Below are 19,227 nucleotides of genomic sequence, written 5' to 3'. Positions count from 1 at the left end.
CTTCAGCGCCCCCAGCGCAACACCAGCGGATCGAGCCGCCGCGCGGTCTCGATCAGTCCCGCGCGCGTGTCGGGATGCAGCGCCGGCAGCGGATGCCGCGGCGCCTCGCAGGCGATGACGCCGCCCTCCTTCATCAGCGCCTTGCAGGCCAGCAGGCCGGCCTGGCGGTTCTCGTAGTTGATCAGCGGCAGCCACTGCTGGTAGCGCGCGAAGGCCTCCTCGCGCCGGCCCTCGCGGTGCGCCACCAGGATCGGGCGCAGGCCGTCGGGATAACCGCCGCCGGTCATCGAGCCGGTGGCGCCGGCATCGAGGTCGGGCATCAGCGTGATCGCCTCCTCGCCGTCCCACGGGCCCTCGACCGCGTCGCCGCCCAGGCGGATCAGCTCGCGCAGCTTGGCGGCCGCGCCCGCGGTCTCGATCTTGAAATAGGCCAGGTGCTCGATCTCGCGCGCCATGCGCGCGAGGAACGGCGCCGACAGCACGGTGCCGCTGGCCGGCGCGTCCTGCACCATGATCGGAATGCCCACGGCGTCCGACAGCCGCGCATAGAACGCGAAGATCTGCTCCTCGGGCACGCGGAAGGTGGCGCCGTGATAAGGCGGCATCACCATCAGCATCGCGGCGCCCATGTCCTGCGCGCGGCGGCTGCGCTCGGCGCACACCCGGGTGCTGTAGTGGGTGGTGGTCACGATCACCGGCACGCGGCCCTTCACGTGCTCGAGCACGGTGCGCGTGAGCACCTCGCGCTCCTCGTCCGACAGCACGAACTGCTCGGAGAAGTTGGCCAGGATGCACAGGCCGTCGGAGCCGGCGTCGATCATGAAGTCGACGCAGCGCTTCTGGCTCTCGAGGTCGAGCGCGCCCTGTTCGTCGAAGGTGGTGGGCACCACCGGGAAGATGCCGCGGTATCGGGGGGTCATGGTGTGTCGAAGAGGTCGGTTGTTCATTGCGCTACGGCCGAAGACGGGAGCGGACTTCCGGACGCAGAGGACGCGAAGACTTCGCGAAGGACGCAAAAGGAAGACAAGAAAAATTTTGAATTTCTCTTTCGCGCCCTTTGCGGAATCTTCGCGTCCTCTGCGTCCGGCTGTTGGTGTTTCATTTCAGTGCGAATGGCGCGGCACGGCCGCCCCACGGCAACCGACCAGGAAATCGAAGTCGCAGCCCTCGTCGGCCTGCAGCACGTGGTTCACGTAGAGCTTCTGGTAGCCGCCGCCGCGCGTGCTCATGGGCTGCGCGTCGGAGGGCCCGAGCGCGGCCAGCCGCGCGGCCAGTTCCTCGTCGCCGATGTCCAGGTGCAGCCGGCCGGCATCGCAGTCGAGCTCGATCCAGTCGCCGTCGCGCACCGCCGCCAGCGGGCCGCCGTCGGCCGCCTCGGGCGCGACGTGCAGCACCACGGTGCCGTAGGCGGTGCCGCTCATGCGCGCGTCGGAGATGCGCACCATGTCCTTGATGCCCTGGCGCAGCAGCTTGGGCGGCAGGCCCATGTTGCCGACCTCGGCCATGCCGGGGTAGCCCTTGGGGCCGCAGTTCTTCAGCACGAGGACGGAGCTGGCGTCGACCTCGAGCGATTCGTCGACGATGCGCTCCTTGTAGTGCTCGAGGTTCTCGAACACCACCGCGCGGCCGCGATGCTTGAGCAGCTCGGGCGTGGCCGCCGAGGGCTTGAGCACGGCGCCGCGCGGCGCGAGGTTGCCGCGCAGGATGCGGATGCCGCCGTCGGCGATCAGGGGCTTGTCGAGCGGGCGGATCACTTCGTCGTCGAGGCTGGGCGCGTCGCGCACGTTGTCCCACAGCGAGCGGCCGTTGACGGTGAGCGCGCCCGGGTGCGGCAGCAGGCCGTTCTCGCCGAGGCGGCGCAGCACCGCGGGCAGGCCGCCCGCGTAATAGAACTCCTCCATCAGGAAGCGGCCCGAGGGCATCAGGTCGACGATGGTCGGCGTGTGGCTGCCGATGCGGGTCCAGTCCTCGAGCTCGAGTTCGACGCCGATGCGCCCCGCGATCGCCTTCAGGTGGATCACGGCATTGGTCGATCCGCCGATGGCGGCATTGACGCGGATGGCATTCTCGAAGGCCTCGCGCGTGAGCACCTTCGAGAGCGTCAGGCCCTCCTTCGCCATCTCGACCGCGCGCATGCCCGACATCTGCGCCAGCACGTAGCGCCGCGCGTCGACCGCGGGAATGGCCGCGTTGTGCGGCAGCGAGGTGCCCAGCGCCTCGGCCATGCAGGCCATGGTGGAGGCCGTGCCCATGGTGTTGCAGGTGCCGGCCGAGCGCGACATGCCGCCTTCGGCCGAGAGGAACTGGTGCAGGTCGATCTCGCCGGCCTTGAGCGATTCGTGCAGCTGCCACACGGCCGTGCCCGAGCCGATGTTGCGGCCATCGAGCTTGCCGTTGAGCATCGGCCCGCCGGTGACCACGATGGCCGGGATGTCGCAGCTCGCGGCGCCCATCAGCAGCGCGGGCGTGGTCTTGTCGCAGCCGGTCAGCAGCACCACGGCATCGACCGGGTTGCCGCGGATGGCTTCCTCGACGTCCATGCTCGCGAGGTTGCGCGTGAGCATGGCGGTGGGCCGCAGGTTCGATTCGCCGTTGGAGAACACCGGGAACTCGACCGGGAAACCGCCGGCCTCCGAGATGCCGCGCTTGACGTGCTCGGCGATCTTGCGGAAGTGGGCGTTGCAGGGCGTGAGTTCCGACCAGGTGTTGCAGATGCCGACGATCGGCCGGCCATCGAACTCGTGGTCGGGGATGCCCTGGTTCTTCATCCAGCTGCGGTACATGAAGCCGTTCTTGTCGGCCGTGCCGAACCATTCGGCGGAGCGCAATTTCTTCTGGGTCATGGGGAGGTCGATCAGCGGCGCGGGGCGCGCGAGGTGAAGAAGCGTTGCAGCAGGCAGAACACGAACAGCAGCGCGCCGACGACGATGCGCGTCCACCACGAGCTCAGCGTGCCGTCGAAGGAGATCAGGGTCTGGATGATCCCGAGCATCAGCACGCCGAACAGCGTGCCGGCGACATAGCCCACGCCGCCCGTGAGCAGGGTGCCGCCGATGACCACCGCCGCAATGGCGTCGAGCTCGAGGCCCACGGCATGCAGGCCGTAGCCCGAGAGCATGTAGAAGGTGAAGATGACGCCGGCCAGCGCCGAGCAGAAGCCCGAGAGGGTGTAGACGCCGATCAGCGTGCGACGCACCGGCAGGCCCATCAGCATGGCCGAATGCTCGCTGCCGCCGATGGCATAGACGGCGCGGCCGAAGGGCGTGCAGTGGGCGACGAAGACCGCGGCGAGCAGCACGCCGACGGCGATCGCCGCGCTCAGCGAGATCGAGGCCTCGCCCCAGATCGGAATGCGGATCTGCGAGACCTCGGTGTAGAACTCGTTGGTGATGCTGATCGAGTCGATGCTGATCAGGTAGCACAGGCCGCGCGCGAGGAACATGCCGGCCAGCGTGACGATGAAGGGCTGCAGCCGGTAGCGCTCGATCAGCAGGCCCATGAAGGCGCCGAAGGCGGTGCCCATGGCGAGCACGAGCGGAATCACCACCGCCGGGCTCCAGCCGTGCTTCTCGACCAGCGCGGCCGACACCATGGTGGTGAGCGCGATCACCGAGCCCACCGAAAGATCGATGCCGCCCGAGAGGATCACGAAGGTCATGCCGACGGCGACGACGATCAGGAAGGCGTTGTCGATCAGCAGGTTGAGGAAGACCTGGGCCGAGAAGAAGCCGTCGTAGAACACCGAGCCCAGCGTGGCGACGAGCACGAACAGGGAGATGGTCGCGGCCAGCGGCAGGTACTTGGGATTGAGCCCGCTGCGCTCCTTCCCCCCTGTACGCACGGCGGAGGACTGTGGTGCCGCCTCGATCACGGCGCTCATGCCTTGGCTCCGTCATGCGCCGGCCGCTGCACCAGCGTCCGGATCTCCGCCCTGAACTCGGGCGACTGCAGCAGCATCACCGCGAACACCACGCCGGCCTTCACCACGAGGTTGATCTCGGGCGGCACGCCGAGCGAATAGATCGCATAGGTCAGGGTCTGGATGATCAGCGCGCCGATCACGCTGCCCACGAGGCTGAAGCGACCCCCGGTCAGCGCGGTGCCGCCGAGGGTCACGGCGAGGATCGCGTCGAGCTCGATCAGCTGGCCGGCGTTGTTGCCGTCCGCGCTCTTGACGTTGGAGCTGATCAGCAGGCCCGCCACGCCCGCGCAGGCACCGCAGAAGGCATAGGCCCCGACGATCAGCCGCCGCGCCTGCACGCCCACCACGCGCGCGGCCGTCGGATTGATGCCCACGGCCTGGATGAACAGGCCCAGCGCGGTGCGCGTGATGGCGAGATACAGCAGTACGAACACGGTGGCCACGATGAACAGCGAGAACGGCAGGCCCAGCAGGTAGCCGCTGCCGAGGAAGAAGAAGGGCTTGTAGTAGATGGTGATGATCTGGCCGTCGGCGATGAGCTGCGCGATGCCGCGACCGGCCACCATGAGGATCAGCGTGGCGATGATCGGCTGCATGCCGACCTTGGCGACCAGCAGGCCGTTCCACAGTCCGCACAGCAGCGCGATGCCGATGGCCGCCAGGATGGCCAGGCTCATGGGAAAGCGGCTCACGTCGCTGGCCACCGAGCCGCCGATCATCCAGGCCGCGAGCGCCGCCGCGATGGCCACGACGGCGCCGACCGAGATGTCGATGCCGCGGGTGGCGATCACCAGTGTCATGCCCAGCGACACCAGCACCAGGGGAGCGGCGCGGTTGAGGATGTCGATGAGGCTGCCGTAGAGATGGCCCTCTCGCCATTCGAGGTGGAGGAAGCTGGGGTTGAAGGCCGTGTTGACGGCCAGCAGGAGGAACAGCGTCACCAGGGGCCAGGTGAGGCGGTGGTGCATTGCTTCGTGCACTCGGCTTTTTGTCGTTGTCATCGGGGGGTTCTCTGCTGGAGGGCGGGGGCGCGTGCACAGGACAGCGGGTACTTCCCTCCGCGAATGTCCCCCGCCTTCGGCTCCTCCTTTATTTCGCTGCGGGAAGCACCCACTGCCCTGTGCACGAGGAGCGCAGTCGTTGTGCGGCCGGTTCCACGGCCGTGTCCAGGCGCGCGTCGACGGGGTACTCCCCGCAGCGAAATAAAGGAGGAGGCCGCAGGCCGGGGGACATTCGCGGAGGGGAGTACCCCGTCGGCGCGTGCCCGCCCCGAACAAGACATCGAACGAGCTTTCATGCCGCAGCAATCATGTCGTACACCTCGTCCTCCGTAGCCCCGCCCGGCAACTCCCCCACCTTCTTCCGATCACGCAGCACGACGATGCGATGCGCAACCCGCACCACCTCGCTCATCTCCGACGAGATGAAGATAACCGCCATCCCCGCGCGCGCGAGCCGCAGGATCTCTTCCATGATCTCCTGCTTGGCCGCCACGTCGATGCCGCGCGTGGGCTCGTCGAGGATCAGGATGCGCGGCTCGGTCGCGAGCCAGCGCGCGATCATGGCCTTCTGCTGGTTGCCGCCCGAGAGCAGGCCGATGGGGGTTTCGACACTCGCCGTCTTGATGCCCAGCGAGGCCACGAAGCGCTCGGCCATCGCCGTCTGCTCGGCATGCGAGAGGAACTTGCGCGTGCCCAGGCGTGCCTGCAGCGCGAGCGCGATGTTCTCGCGCACCGACAGCTCCGCCACGATGCCGTCGGTCTTGCGTTCCTCGGGGCACAGCGCCAGGCCCTCTCGGATCGCGTCGGCCGGGTTCGAGAAGCTCAGCGTGCGGCCCTCGATCTTCAGCACGCCGCGGTCGGGCGTCTCGAGCCCGAACAACAGCCGCGCCAGTTCCGTGCGGCCCGCGCCCAGCAGGCCCGCGATGCCGACCACCTCGCCGGCACGCACGCGCAGGTCGGTCGGCTGCAGCTGGCCGGCCTGTGCCAGTCCCTCGATCTGCAGCAGCGCGGGGGCCGCCTCGTCGAAGGCCGGCAGCGCCGCGGGACGCGCCGACTGCGCCGCCAGTTCGCGCCCGAGCATCGCCGCGATCAGCGCCTGCGGGCCCAGGTCCGCCGCCTTCCATTCGCCCACCCAGTGGCCGTTGCGCAGCACCGTGATGCGATCGGACACCGCATACATCTGGTTGAGGAAGTGCGTGACGAAGACGATCGCCATGCCTTCCGCGCGCAGCCGCCGCAGCACCTCGAACAGCTTCTCGACCTCGTCGTCGTCCAGGCTCGAGGTGGGCTCGTCGAGGATCAGCACCTTCGACGACACGCCGAGCGCGCGCGCGATCGCCACCATCTGCTGCACCGCCACCGAATAGCTCGACAGCAAGCGCGTCACGTCGATCTCGAGCCCGATGCGCGCGAGCAGTTCCTCCGCGCGGCGGTTCACCGCGCGCCAGTCGATGCGAAAGCCCTGCAGCGCGCCACGGCGCGGATAGCGACCCGCGAACACGTTCTCGGCCACCGACAGGTTCGGGCACAGGTTCACTTCCTGGTAGACCGTGCTGATGCCGAGCTTCTGCGCATCGAGCGGCGAGGCCGGATGGATCGCCTGCCCGTCGAGGAACATCTCGCCGCCGCTCGAGGGCAGCACGCCCGTCAGCACCTTGATCAGCGTCGACTTGCCCGCGCCGTTCTGCCCCATCAGCGCATGCACCTCGCCCGGGTACAGCTCGAGCTGCACGTCGTCGAGCACGGCGATGCCGCCGAACTGCTTGCGGATGCCGCGCAGCGCGAGCACGGGCAGGGGCGCGGAGGTCGCGGAGTCGGCCATGGCGCTACTTGTTCTTGTTGTAGACATCGATGAACACCGCCGCCAGCAGCACCAGCCCCTTGATCACCTGCTGGTAGTCGATGCCGATGCCGAGGATCGACATGCCGTTGTTCATCACGCCCATGATGAAGGCGCCGATCACCGCGCCCATCACCTTGCCCACGCCGCCCGAGGCCGAGGCGCCGCCGATGAAGCAGGCCGCGATCACGTCGAGCTCGAAGCCCAGGCCGGCCTTGGGCGTGGCGGTGTTGAGCCGGGCCGCGAACACCAGTCCCGCAAGCGCGGCCAGCGCGCCCATGTTCACGAAGGTCAGGAAGGCCAGGCGCTGCGTCTTCACGCCCGACAGCCGCGCCGCCTTCTCGTTGCCGCCCAGCGCATAGATGCGCCGGCCGATGGTGGTGCGGTTGGTGACGAAGTCGTAGGCCACGATCAGTACCGCCATCACGATCAGCACGTTGGGCAGGCCCTTGTAGGTGGCCAGCAGGTAGCTGAAGAACAGGATGATGGCCGCGAAGAACAGGTTCTTCACGAGGAAGAAGGCATAGGGCTCCTGCGCCATGCCGTGCGCCGCGAGCTTCGTACGGCCGCGCAGCTTGAAGAACACCAGCGCCGCGGCCGCCAGCGCGCCCACGACCAGCGAGGTGGTGCGCAGCGCCGCGCCGCCGATCGGGTCGGGGATGAAGCCCGAGCTCAGGCGCTGGAAGGCCTCGGGGAACGGCCCCACCGACTGGCCCGCGAGCAGTGCCAGCGTGAGCCCCTTGAACACCAGCATGCCCGCGAGCGTGACGATGAACGAGGGGATCTTGCGGAAGGCCACGAACCAGCCCTGCGCCGCGCCGATGAGCGCGCCCGCGAGGATGCTCACGATCGCGGTCGGCACGAAATGCCATTCGTACTCCACCATCAGCACCGCCGCCAGCGCGCCGATGAAGCCGCAGACCGAGCCCACCGACAGGTCGATGTGGCCGGCCACGATCACCAGCAGCATGCCCAGCGCCATGATCACCACGTAGCTGTTCTGCAGCAGCAGGTTCGTGAGGTTCAGCGGCCGCAGCAGGGTGCCGTCGGTCAGCACCTGGAACAGCACCATGATCGCGACCAGCGAGATCAGCATGCCGTATTCGCGCAGGTTGTTCTTGAGGAAGCCCGCGTGCAGGCCCCTGGGCTCGGCGGCCACGGCGGCGGTCGCCGCCTGTGCTTCAGGCTGCGACATGGACCGTGCTCCCCGCGCGCACGATGGCGTGCATGATGCGTTCCTGCGTGGCCTCGGCGGCCGTGAATTCGGCGACGAAGCGCCCCTCGTTCATCACGTAAATGCGGTCGCACATGCCGAGCAGCTCCGGCAGTTCGGAAGAGATCATGAGAATGCCTTTGCCCTCGCGCGCGAGCCGGTCGATGATGGTGTAGATCTCGTACTTGGCGCCCACGTCGATGCCGCGCGTGGGCTCGTCGAGGATCAGCAGCTCGGGCTGGGTGAAGAGCCACTTGCTCAGCACCACCTTCTGCTGGTTGCCGCCCGAGAGGTTGACCACGGGTTGCTCGATGCCCGCGCAGCGGATGTTGAGCGCCTTGCGGTACTCGTTCGCCACCTGGAACTCGCGGCCCGGGTCGATCACCAGGCCGTCGGCCACCGCGTCGAGGTTCGCGAGGCTCAAGTTCTTGCGGATCTCCTCCTCGAGCACCAGGCCCAGGCCCTTGCGGTCCTCGGTCACGTAGGCGATGCCGTGGTCGATGGCCTTGCGCACCGTGCTCACGTCGACCTCCTTGCCGTGGATCCGCACCTCGCCGCTGATGCGCTGGCCGTAGGAGCGGCCGAACACGCTCATCGCGAGCTCGGTGCGGCCCGCGCCCATCAGGCCCGCGATGCCGACGATCTCGCCCTGGCGCACGCGCAGGCTCACGCCGTGGATCTGCTCGCGGTCGGCATGCTGCGCATGGTGCACGCGCCAGTCGCGCAGCTCGAACACCGTCTCGCCGATCTTCGGCTCGCGCGGCGGATAGCGGTGCGCCATGTCGCGCCCCACCATGCCGCGCACGATGCGGTCCTCGCTGATCGCCTGGGCGCGGCAGTCCATGGTCTCGACCGTCGCGCCGTCGCGCAGCACCGTGATCGCATCGGCCACCTTGGCGATCTCGTTGAGCTTGTGCGAGATCAGGATCGAGGCGATGCCCTGGCGCTTGAGCTCGAGCAGCAGGCGCAGCAGCGCGTCGCTGTCGGTCTCGTTGAGGCTCGCGGTGGGCTCGTCGAGGATCAGCAGGCGCACCTCCTTCGCGAGCGCCTTCGCAATTTCAACCAGCTGCTGCTTGCCCACGCCGAGGTCGGTCACCAGCGTGGTCGGCGCTTCCTTCAGGCCGACCTTGGCGAGCAGCTCGCGCGTCCTCGCATAGGCAGCGAACCAGTCGATCACGCCGCCGCGCGCGATCTCGTTGCCGAGGAAGATGTTCTCGGCGATCGACAGCAGCGGCACCAGCGCGAGCTCCTGGTGGATGATGATGATGCCGAGCTTCTCGCTGTCGGCGATGCCCCGGAAGCGGCGCGGCTCGCCCTCGAACAGGATCTCGCCGTCGTACGAGTCGCAGGGATAGACGCCGCTGAGCACCTTCATCAGCGTGGACTTGCCGGCCCCGTTCTCGCCCACCACCGCGTGGATCTCGCCCGCGCGCACCGCGAGGTTGACGTTGCACAGCGCCTTCACGCCCGGGAAGGTCTTGGTGATCCCGCGCATCTCGAGGATCGTGCCGCCGCCGTGCGCGTCGCGCTCGTTCACTTGACCTGGCTTTCCTTGTAGTAGCCGCTGTCGACCAGCACCTGCTTCCAGTTGCTGCCGTCGACGCTGACCGGCTTGAGCAGGTACGAGGGCACGACCTTGACGCCGTTGTTGTAGGTCTTGGTGTCGTTGACCTCGGGCGTCTTGCCCGAGAGCATGGCGTCGACCATCGCCACCGTGACCTTGGCGAGCTCGCGCGTGTCCTTGAACACGGTCGAGCTCTGCTCCTTGCGCAGGATCGACTTCACCGAGGGAATCTCGGCGTCCTGCCCCGACACCACCGGCATCGGCTGCGAGCCCGAGCCGTAGCCCACGCCCTTGAGCGAGGACAGGATGCCGATCGACAGTCCGTCGTAGGGCGAGAGCACCGCGTCGACGCGCTCCTTGGTGTAGAAGGCCGACAGCAGGTTGTCCATGCGCGCCTGCGCCACCGCGCCGTCCCAGCGCAGGGTGCCGACCTTGTCCATGCCCATCTGCTTGCTGCGCACCACCAGCTTGCCGCTCTTGATGTAGGGGTCGAGCACCGACATCGCGCCGTTGTAGAAGAAGAAGGCGTTGTTGTCGTCGGGCGAGCCGCCGAACAGCTCGATGTTGAACGGTCCCTTGCCGGCCTTGAGGTCGAGCGCCTTCTCGATCGACTGCGCCTGCAGCACGCCGACCTGGAAGTTGTCGAAGGTGGCGTAGTAGTCGACGTTCTTCGAGCCCTTGATGAGCCGGTCGTAGGCGATCACCTTCACGCCCTTGTCGGCAGCCTTCTGCAGCACGTCGGACAGCGTGGTGCCGTCGATGGCCGCGATCACCAGCACCTTCGAGCCCTTGGTCACCATGTTCTCGACCTGCGCGAGCTGGTTCGGGATGTCGTCGTCGGCGTACTGCAGGTCGGTCTTGTACCCCTTCTCCTTGAAGTACTTGACCATGTTGGCGCCATCGGCGATCCAGCGCGCCGAGGACTTGGTGGGCATCGAGATCGCGATCAGGCCCTTGTCCTGCGCCCGGGCCAGCGGCGCGACGCCGGCGGCGGCGAGCGCGAGGCCCGCCACGGCCGCCTTGAGGAAGTTGCGCTTCATGGTCGTCCTCAGTACTTGCGGTTCGGGAATTCCTTGGCGGCCACTTCCATCGGGAAGATGCCCTCCTCGGTCACGATGCGCTTGGGCAGCGTCTTGCCGGCCTTGATGTCCTTCACCGCCTGCATCAGCTGCGGGCCCAGCAGCGGGCTGCATTCGACCGAGACGTTGAGCTTGCCGGCGATCATGGCCTCGAAGGCGCCCTTCACGCCGTCGATGGAGATGATCACGATGTCCTTCGCGGGCTTGAGGCCGGCCTCCTCGATGGCCTGGATCGCGCCGATCGCCATGTCGTCGTTGTGCGCGTAGAGCACGTTGATCTTCTTGCCCTCGGCCTTGAGGAAGGCTTCCATCACCTCCTTGCCCTTGGCGCGCGTGAAGTCGCCGGTCTGCGAGCGCACGATCTTGAACTTCGGGTCGGCCTTGATGATTTCCTCGAAGCCCTTCTTGCGGTCGATGGCGGGCGCCGAGCCCACCGTGCCCTGCAGCTCGACGATGTTGACCTCGCCCTTCTGGTCCTTCATCTTCTCGACCAGCCAGCGGCCGGCCTTGCGGCCCTCCTCGACGAAGTCCGAGCCCATGAAGGTCACGTAGAGCGTGTCGTCCTTGCTGTTGACGGAGCGGTCGGTCAGCACCACCGGGATCTTCGCGGCCTTGGCCTCGCGCAGCACCGTGTCCCAGCCCGACTCGACCACGGGCGAGAAGGCGATCACGTCGACCTTCTGCGCGATGTACGAACGGATCGCCTTGATCTGGTTCTCCTGCTTCTGCTGCGCGTCGGAGAACTTGAGCTCGATGCCCGCCTCCTTGGCCGAGGCCTTGATCGACTCGGTGTTGGCGGTGCGCCATTCGCTTTCGGCGCCGACCTGCGCGAAGCCCAGCACGAGCTTCTTCTGCGCGAGGACGGAAGCCGGCAGCAGACCGCCGAGGGCGGCGGCGGCGAGCGCGGCGTTGAGGGTGCGGCGGTTCATGGTCATGGGTCGTCTCCTGTTGTGGATGGGGGGCTGCTTGTCGGAAACCTTAGGGGGACCTGGGTGCGGGTCAGGCCAGCATGTAGCCGGTCTTGACCTGCGTGTAGAACTCGGCGGCCTGGCGTCCCTGCTCGCGCGGGCCGTAGCCCGAGCCCTTGCGGCCGCCGAAGGGCACGTGGAAGTCCACGCCCGCGGTCGGCAGGTTGACCATGGTCATGCCGACCTCGGCATGGCGCCTGAAATGCATCGCGTGCTTCAGCGAGTTGGTGCAGATGCCGGCGCACAGGCCGAACGGCGTGTCGTTGCACAGCGCGAGCGCATGCTCGTAGTCGGTGGCGCGCAGCACGCAGGCCAGCGGGCCGAAGATCTCCTCGCGCGCGATGCGGTGGCCGGGCTCGGCCAGGAACAGCGCCGGGCTCATGTAGTGACCGGTGGTGGCGCGCTCCAGCGCTTCGCCGCCCCAGACATGCTCGGCGCCCTCGGCGCGCGCGATGTCGACCCAGGCGAGATGCCCCGCGAGCCGTTCGGCGTCGGCCACCGGGCCGATCTCCACGCCGCGCTCGAGCGCATGGCCCACGCGCAGCGCCTTGAGCCGCTCGCGCAGCCGCGCCACGAAGGCATCGTGCACCGAGGCCTCGACGATCAGCCGGCTCGAGGCCGTGCAGCGCTGGCCGGCCGAGAAGTAGGCGCCCTGCACCGCGCAGTCGACCGCGCGCTCGAGGTCGGCGTCGGCCAGCACCACCAGCGCGTTCTTGCCGCCCATCTCGAGCTGCACCCGGGCCCGGCGCGCGGTGGCGCCGCGCAGCACGCGCTCGCCGACGGCGGCCGAGCCGGTGAAGCTCAGCGCGTCGACGTGCGGGCTGTCGACCAGCGCCTGGCCGACCTCGCGGCCGCTGCCCATCACGAGGTTGAACACGCCCGCGGGCAGCGCGGCGCGGCTGATGATCTCGGCCAGCGCCCAGCCGCAGGCCGGCACCCGCTCGGCCGGCTTGAACACCACGCTGTTGCCATGCGCGAGCGCGGGCGCGATCTTCCAGGCCGGCACCGCGAAAGGCGCGTTCCAGGGCGCGATCAGGCCGACCACGCCGAGCGGCTCGCGCGTGACGTCGACCTGCACGCCCGCGCGCGCCGAGGCGAGGCTCTCGCCGCCGCCGGCGCCCGCGCCGCCACGGAAGGCCTCGCCCGCGAAGAACTTGAACACCTGGCCCGCGCGCGCCACCTCGGCCACGGCCTCGGGCAGCACCTTGCCCTCCTCGCGCGCCAGCAGCAGGCCCAGCTCGTCCTTGCGCGCCAGCAGCTCGGCGCCGATGCGGTCGAGCACGTCGGCGCGGCGCTGCGGCGTGCTGTGGCTCCAGTGGGGGAAGGCGTCGGAGGCGGCGCGGATCGCCGCGTCGGTCTGGCGGCGGTCGGCCCGTGCGTACTCGGCCACCACTTCGCTGGTGTCCGAGGGATTGGTGCTCACACCGGTGGTCGCGCTGGTTTCCCAGCGGCCGTTGATGTACTGCCGCACGTTCTGATGGATCTCGCCGTGGAACACCGTGGCGCCGACCTTGTCTCTGTTGTTGTGGGGGGTGGGCGGCAGTCTAGGAATGAAACGGATATCGATCCAATCATTTTTTCGACAAAATGAATATCGATCGAGACATTCTGGAAAACCCGGGCGAACCGAGGTTCTCAGCCTTCATGACGAACTACACCCATTGGTTTATCCGCGCGCGGCTCAAGACGCGCCAGCTGCTGCTGCTGGTGGCACTGGCCGAGGAAGGCAACATCCACCGCGCCGCGCAGGTGCTCAACATGACGCAGCCGGCGGCCTCCAAGCTGCTCAAGGACCTGGAGGACGTGCTCGAGGTGCCGCTGTTCGAGCGGCTGCCGCGCGGCATGCGGCCGACCTGGTACGGCGAGACCATGATCCGCCACGCGCGGGTGGCGCTCGCGAGCCTGAACCAGGCGCACGACGAGCTCACCGCGCTCAAGGCCGGCCGCTTCGGCCAGGTGAGCGTGGGCGCGATCACCGCGCCCGGCCTCACGCTGCTGCCGCCCGCGGTGGCGATGGTCAAGCGCGAGCAGCCCCAGCTGCGGATCTCGCTCGAGATCGAGACCAGCCCGGTGCTGATCGAGCGGCTCGAGCAGGGCAAGCTCGACATCCTGGTGGCGCGGCTGTTCGCCGAGCACGACAAGTCGCAGCTGCGCTACGAGGCGCTGACCGAGGAGCCGGTGTGCGCGCTGGTGCGCCCCGGCCATCCGCTGCTGGGCGTGAGCGGCCTCACGCTGCGCGACGTGGTCGGCGAGGGCTGGATCGTGCCGCCGGCCGGCAGCGTGCTGCGGCATCGCTTCGAGCTGATGTTCCAGGAGGAGGGGCTGCAGCCGCCGATCAACACCATCGAAAGCTCGGCGCTGCTGTTCATCACGCGCATGCTGCAGCAGAGCGACATGGTGGCGGTGCTGGCGACCGACGTGGCGCGCTACTACGCCGCGCACGGCATCGTGTCGCTGCTGCCGCTGGACATGCCCTGCCACATGGACGCCTTCGGCATCATCACGCGCACCGACCGGCTGCTGTCGCCGGCGGCCAAGGTGATGATGAAGGCGCTGAAGACGGCGAGCCTGGGCGTCTACGGGCGCAAGCTCGAGATCGACTGAATTCGGGGGCGGGCAGCCGGACGCGAAGAACGCGAAGGTTTCGCGAAGTACGCAAAAGAGACCTCAAAAAATTTGGTATTCCTTTCGCGCTCTTCGCGAAACCTTCGCGTCCTCTGCGTCCGGCTGTTCGGCTGTCTCTCTCAGGTCCACCCGGCATCCACGGTGAACTCCTGCGCCGTGCACATCCGCGCATCGTCCGAGGCCAGGAACAGCACCATGCGCGCGATGTCCTCGGGCATCAGCCTGTCGGGCAGGCACTGGTTGCGCTTCAGGGCCTGCTCGCCCTCGGCGTCGAGCCACAGCGCGACCTGGCGCTCGGTCATCACCCAGCCGGGCGAGACGGTGTTGATGCGGATGCGGTCGCGGCCCAGTTCCACCGCGAGCCCGCGCGTGAGGCCGTTGACCGAGGACTTGGCGATCGCGTAGCAGGGGTAGCCCGAGCCCTTGGTCTGCCAGCCGGTGGAGCCGAGGTTGACGATCGAACCCGCGCCCAGGCGCTTCATGCCCGGCACCACCGACTGGATCGCGAACAGCGCGGGGCGCTCGTTGATCGCCATGCGGTTGTCGTAGTAGTCGGGCGTGACCGACTCGAGCGTGTGGCGGTCGTCGCTCGCGACGTTGTTGACCAGCACGGCGAAGTCGCCGAGTTCGGCCGCCGCATCGGCGATGGCGGCCTGCAGCGCGGCGATGTCGCGCACGTCGCAGGCACGCCACCAGGGCGCCACGTGGCCGGCCTGTGCGATGCGCTGCGCGAGTTCGGCGCTGGCGGCTTCGGCGATGTCGACGAAAGCCACCCTGGCGCCCTGCGCGGCGAAGGCCGACACGATGGCCGCGCCGATGCCGCTGCCGCCGCCCGTGACGAACACGGTGCGGCCCGAGAGGCTGGGGTGGATGGCAAGGGAGGAGGAAGCGGTCAAGGAGGTCTCCGGACGGGGTGGTCTTGATTCATTGCAAATTGAATATCAATACATGCCATTGTTTTTTATTTCAGTTATCAATATGCCTTGATACGATCCGCGGCGTCAAGAAGACCCGCCACGAGGCACCCAACCAAGAAGGCACGCATGACCGCCGCAGAGACAAGCCCCCTCCCCGCGCCGACGATCCTCGGCACGCCCGAATGCATCTGGGATGCCGGCGCCAACCTCGGCGAAGGCACGATGTGGTCGCCGCGCGAACAGGCGCTCTACTGGATCGACATCCTCACGCCGCGGCTGTTCCGCTTCCACCCCGCGAGCGGCGAGCGCCGGAGCTGGCGCTTCGCCGAGGAGATCACGGCCATCGCCGAGCGCGCCGCCGCCGCGGGCCTGGTGATCACGCTGCGCCGCGGCTTCGCCTTCTTCGATCCCGCGACGGCGCCCGAGGACGAGACCGCCTCGCCCGCCTACCTGCACCAGCCCGAGCCCGAGCGCGCGGGCAACCGCTTCAACGACGGCAAGTGCGACGCGCGCGGCCGCTTCTGGGGCGGCAGCATGGACTTCGACTGCAAGGCGCCCACCGGCGCGCTCTACCGCTTCGACGGCGACGGCCGCTGCGGCCGTCACGACGACGGCTTCGAGGTCACGAACGGCCCGACCTGGTCGGCCGATGGCCGCACTCTGTACTTCAACAACACGGTGCTCAACCATCTCTACGCCTACGACTTCGACATGGAGGCCGGCACGGTGTCGAACCGCCGCCTCTGGCACCGCTTCCCCGCCACCGACGGCCTGCCCGACGGCATGACCACCGACGCGGCCGGCCGGCTGTGGATCGCGCACTGGGACGGCGCCTGCGTGAGCTGCCACGATCCGGTGAGCGCGCGGGAACTCGCGCGCATCGCGCTGCCCGCGGGCAACGTCACCGACTGCGCCTTCGGCGGCCCCGACCTGCGCACGCTCTACATCTCGACCGCGCGCAACGGCCGCAGCGAGGCGCAGCTCGCCGCCGAGCCGCTGGCCGGCGGTTTGTTCGCGGTGCGCATCGACGGCCCTGGCGTAGCGGCGAACCTGTTCGCGGGCTGACCCGACCCCGTCGGCCCCACGGACACCGGGGATTGCCATGCCGGCGACGCGAAGTCGCCGGAGAATCCGTCGCTTCGCTCCGACGGCCATGCTGCATTTCTCGACCGACGACCTCCGCCCGCAGGACCGCTTCGACCATTGGTGCGAAGTCCGCGGCAAGCACCTGTTCGGCGTCACGATCGAGGTGCCGCGCGAACGGCGCACGGCCTTCGAAGGGCACTTCCTCTCCACGCCGGTCGGCGACGCGAGCATCTGCGCCAGCGTCTCCGAGCTGCGCGCCTCCTCCTACCGCGTGAGCCGCACGCGCGCCGACATCGCGCGCGTCGCGGGCCAGAGCCTGTGCATCGGCCTGCAGGTGCGCGGCCCGGGCTGGGTCGGCAGCGGCCGCGGCGAACCCCTGCTGGTGCGCGAGGGCGACCTCGTGGTCCACCATGCCGACCTGCCGTTCGAGGCCACGCCGATCCGCGGCGACGGCTTCGACTTCCGCTCGCTGCGCATACCGCTCGCGCCCGGCATGCTGCTGGGCGCGCGCGCCGACGACCTGTTCGCGGCACCGCTCACGCGCACGGCCGCCTTCGCGCGACCGCTGCTGGCGCTGTTCCGCGCGCTGACGACGCGACCCGGTGAACTCGCCAACGCCGGGGCCGAGGTGGTGCATGCCGTGCGGCTGACGCTGCTGGCGCGCGGCCGCCTCGCGCCGGGCTTGCCCGAGAGCCGTGCCGCGCTGCGCGCGGGCCTGCTGCACGCGGCGCGCGAGATCCTGCAGCGCGACCTGCGGCTGCCCGAACTCTCGCCCTCGGGCGTGGCACGCGAACTGGGCATCTCGCTGCGCCAGGTGCACGTGCTGTTCGAGCCCACCGGCCATTCGTTCGCGCGCACGCTGACGGCGCTGCGGCTCGCCGACGCCTCGCGGCAGCTGGCGGCGGCACCGGAACGCTCGGTCACCGACATCGCCTACCGCAGCGGCTTCGACAGCCTCGCGACCTTCTACCGCGCCTTCCGCGCCGCTTACGCCATGACGCCGCGCGACGCGCGGGCACGGGCCGGCGGCCACTGATCGTTTCGCCGCGGGGCGCCTGCGCGCAATGAGAAGACGCGGCGGCCGCGCTCGCCAATCATCGCGGCCATGTACCTGCATCCCCTCACGGCCGGCCTTCCGATGGCGGAACGGGAATGGCTGACCCGCCACAGCGAGCTGCGCTACTTCCGGCGCAACGAGACCGTGCTCGAGGCCGGCGAAGACACCGACCGCGTCTACTGCGTGGCGAGCGGACTGCTGCGCGTGGTGGCGCGCGGCCGCACGCCGGGCGCCGACTTCACGAGCGAGTTCATCCGCGCCGACGACTTCTTCCTCGATCTCGGGCTGCCGGAGGATCGCTACCGCTCGACGCAGGCGCTGGTCGCCGCATTGCCCTCGTCGGTGCACCTGGTGTCGGCGGCGGCGCTGCGCGAGCTGTGCGCGCGCCGGCCCGAGATCGCGCTGCGCCTGCTGGGCCTGGTCGCGAAGCGGCTGGCCCTGCTGCGCGGACGGCTGCGGCGCGTCTCCACGCTGTCCTCGGGCGCGCTGGTGGGCCACGTGCTGCACCAGCTCACGCAGCTGGCGCCGGCGCATGCGGGCGGCTTCGACAAGCGCATCTCGCAATCGATGATCGCCTCGTACTCGGGGCTGTCGCGCGAGGTGGTCAACAAGACCATGCGCGCCATGGAACAGCGCGGCCTGCTGCGGCGCGATGCGCGCGCCGTGCACGTGCCCGAGGATTTCGCGCTGACGGATTTCGGCACGGTGCCCGACGACCGGCTGTCGGCGGCCTGACAAGGTATGAATAAACCTACTGCGCGCCCCGATCTCGCACCTGCGGTCCTCACCGTACGTGAGTACGGCTGCGGTCCTCGGCGCGACCTCGGGGCGCTCGCTACGGTTTCTTCACACCTCGTGAGCCCGGCGCCGGGCTTCAGGCGATGCCGAAGCGGTGCTCGGTCACGCTGCGGAACACCTCGCCGGGCCGCAGCACCGTGGAGGGAAATTCCGGCCGGTTCGGCGAATCGGGGAAGTGCTGCGTCTCCAGGCACAGGCCGTCGCCCTGGCGAATCGCCGCGCCACCGCTGCCCAGCAGGCTGCCGTCGAGGAAGTTGCCCGAATAGAACTGCACGCCGGGCTCGGTGGTGTGCACCTCCATCGTGCGGCCCGAGGCTTCGTGCGCCAGCCGCGCGGCCAGCGCGAGGCCATCGCGTTCCTGCGCGCGGTCGAGCACCCAGTTGTGGTCGTAGCCGCGCGCGGCGAGCATCTGCGCATGGCCGTCGCGGATGCGCTCGCCGATGGGCATCGGCTGCCGGAAGTCGAAGGGCGTGCCCGCCACCTCGGCCAGCCCGGTCGGGATCAGCGTGGCATCGACCGGGCAGTAGCGGCTGGCCGGCAGCGTGAGCCGGTGCGCCATCGCGCTGCCCTCGCCCGCGAGGTTGAAGTAGTCGTGGTGGCTCAGGTTCAGCACGGTCGGCCGGTCGGTCTCGGCGCGGTAGCCGATGCGCCAGGTGTTGGCCGTGGTGCTCAGCTCGTAGCGCACGGCGAGCCGCAGCTCGCCCGGGTAGCCCTCGTCGCCATGCGCGCTGACATGGCGCAGCTCGATGCCGATGCGCCCGGGCTCGCCCGGCAGCGCGTAGATGCTCCAGAAGCGCTTGCCGAAACCCTGCGGCCCGCCGTGCAGCGAGTTCGGCCCGTCGTTGAGCGCGAGCTGGTGCGCCTGCCCGTCGAGCTCGAAGCGCCCGGCCGCGATGCGGTTGGCGAAGCGGCCGACGATGGTGCCCAGGTGCGGATGCGGCCCGAGGTAGGCCGCGAGGTCGGGCAGGCCCAGCACCACGTTGGCGGCGCGGCCCTGGCGATCGGGCACCAGCAGCGCGGTGACGATGCCGCCGAGGTTGATCGCCTGCAGCCGCAGGCCGAGGCCGTTGTCGAGCGTGTACTCGATGACGGGCCGGCCATCGGGCATGCGGCCGTAGCTGCGCTGGGAGATTCTCGGTTCGCTCATCGAATGACGT

General features: G+C 69.1%; 16 protein-coding genes. 4 read left to right on the top strand and 12 right to left on the bottom strand.

The features are described 5' to 3' along the window. Positions 1–2: 2 nt before the first annotated feature. From KV106_RS36055 to KV106_RS36010, 10 genes are all read right to left on the bottom strand, one after another. The gene (locus KV106_RS36055; protein WP_261216628.1) at positions 3–920 is read right to left on the bottom strand and encodes a dihydrodipicolinate synthase family protein; all 918 of its coding nucleotides are present in this window, start codon (positions 918–920) and stop codon (positions 3–5) included. Positions 921–1,103: 183 nt separating this feature from the next. Beyond that, complete coding sequence (locus KV106_RS36050; RefSeq protein WP_261216627.1) at positions 1,104–2,843, bottom strand: IlvD/Edd family dehydratase; 1,740 nt, start codon at positions 2,841–2,843, stop codon at positions 1,104–1,106. Positions 2,844–2,854: 11 nt separating this feature from the next. Beyond that, complete coding sequence (gene yjfF, locus KV106_RS36045) at positions 2,855–3,880, bottom strand: galactofuranose ABC transporter, permease protein YjfF (RefSeq protein WP_261216626.1); 1,026 nt, start codon at positions 3,878–3,880, stop codon at positions 2,855–2,857. Continuing rightward, a complete protein-coding gene (locus KV106_RS36040) occupies positions 3,877–4,890 on the bottom strand; it encodes an ABC transporter permease (RefSeq protein WP_314733665.1) in 1,014 nt (337 codons plus the stop codon). The genes yjfF and KV106_RS36040 overlap by 4 nt, the downstream gene beginning before the upstream one ends. Before the next feature lie 325 nt (positions 4,891–5,215). Further along, entirely contained in the window at positions 5,216–6,745 is a 1,530-nt protein-coding gene (locus tag KV106_RS36035) for a sugar ABC transporter ATP-binding protein (protein WP_057594596.1), read from the bottom strand. Positions 6,746–6,749: 4 nt separating this feature from the next. After that, the gene (gene mmsB / locus KV106_RS36030) at positions 6,750–7,958 is read right to left on the bottom strand and encodes a multiple monosaccharide ABC transporter permease (protein WP_261216619.1); all 1,209 of its coding nucleotides are present in this window, start codon (positions 7,956–7,958) and stop codon (positions 6,750–6,752) included. Then, positions 7,945–9,471, bottom strand: a complete 1,527-nt coding sequence (gene mmsA / locus KV106_RS36025) for a multiple monosaccharide ABC transporter ATP-binding protein (RefSeq protein WP_261216639.1) — start codon at positions 9,469–9,471, stop codon at positions 7,945–7,947. Before mmsA ends, mmsB begins: the two co-directional genes overlap by 14 nt. A gap of 38 nt (positions 9,472–9,509) precedes the next feature. Then, a complete protein-coding gene (chvE, locus tag KV106_RS36020) occupies positions 9,510–10,580 on the bottom strand; it encodes a multiple monosaccharide ABC transporter substrate-binding protein (protein WP_261216616.1) in 1,071 nt (356 codons plus the stop codon). An 8-nt stretch (positions 10,581–10,588) separates the two neighbouring features. Continuing rightward, positions 10,589–11,554 (bottom strand): ABC transporter substrate-binding protein, encoded by a 966-nt coding sequence (locus tag KV106_RS36015; protein ID WP_057594593.1) that lies wholly within the window; start codon positions 11,552–11,554, stop codon positions 10,589–10,591. Positions 11,555–11,618: 64 nt separating this feature from the next. Next, entirely contained in the window at positions 11,619–13,085 is a 1,467-nt protein-coding gene (locus tag KV106_RS36010) for an aldehyde dehydrogenase family protein (protein WP_261216614.1), read from the bottom strand. Positions 13,086–13,231: 146 nt separating this feature from the next. Between KV106_RS36010 and KV106_RS36005 the strand changes: the two genes are divergently transcribed. Continuing rightward, the gene (locus tag KV106_RS36005) at positions 13,232–14,191 is read left to right on the top strand and encodes a LysR family transcriptional regulator (protein WP_057594591.1); all 960 of its coding nucleotides are present in this window, start codon (positions 13,232–13,234) and stop codon (positions 14,189–14,191) included. 140 nt (positions 14,192–14,331) lie between these two features. Here KV106_RS36005 and KV106_RS36000 read toward each other — a convergent pair whose 3' ends face one another. Then, on the bottom strand, positions 14,332–15,108 hold the full coding sequence (locus KV106_RS36000; RefSeq protein ID WP_261216612.1) for an SDR family NAD(P)-dependent oxidoreductase: 777 nt from the start codon (positions 15,106–15,108) through the stop codon (positions 14,332–14,334). A gap of 147 nt (positions 15,109–15,255) precedes the next feature. On the opposite strand from KV106_RS36000, the gene KV106_RS35995 reads away from it, so the two are divergent. The 3 genes from KV106_RS35995 (at position 15,256) to KV106_RS35985 (ending at position 18,007) form a co-directional block, all read left to right on the top strand. Next, positions 15,256–16,194, top strand: coding sequence for an SMP-30/gluconolactonase/LRE family protein (locus KV106_RS35995; protein ID WP_261216609.1), 939 nt, complete (start codon positions 15,256–15,258; stop codon positions 16,192–16,194). 88 nt (positions 16,195–16,282) lie between these two features. Then, positions 16,283–17,251 (top strand): AraC family transcriptional regulator, encoded by a 969-nt coding sequence (locus KV106_RS35990; protein ID WP_057594588.1) that lies wholly within the window; start codon positions 16,283–16,285, stop codon positions 17,249–17,251. A 69-nt stretch (positions 17,252–17,320) separates the two neighbouring features. Next, a complete protein-coding gene (locus KV106_RS35985) occupies positions 17,321–18,007 on the top strand; it encodes a Crp/Fnr family transcriptional regulator (protein ID WP_057594587.1) in 687 nt (228 codons plus the stop codon). 139 nt (positions 18,008–18,146) lie between these two features. Here KV106_RS35985 and KV106_RS35980 read toward each other — a convergent pair whose 3' ends face one another. After that, a complete protein-coding gene (locus KV106_RS35980; protein WP_261216608.1) occupies positions 18,147–19,217 on the bottom strand; it encodes an aldose epimerase family protein in 1,071 nt (356 codons plus the stop codon). Positions 19,218–19,227 lie beyond the last annotated feature (10 nt).

Source organism: Variovorax endophyticus (genome assembly GCF_025376855.1).
Classification (GTDB): domain Bacteria; phylum Pseudomonadota; class Gammaproteobacteria; order Burkholderiales; family Burkholderiaceae_C; genus Variovorax.
This window is presented reverse-complemented; position numbering and strand designations above follow the sequence as displayed.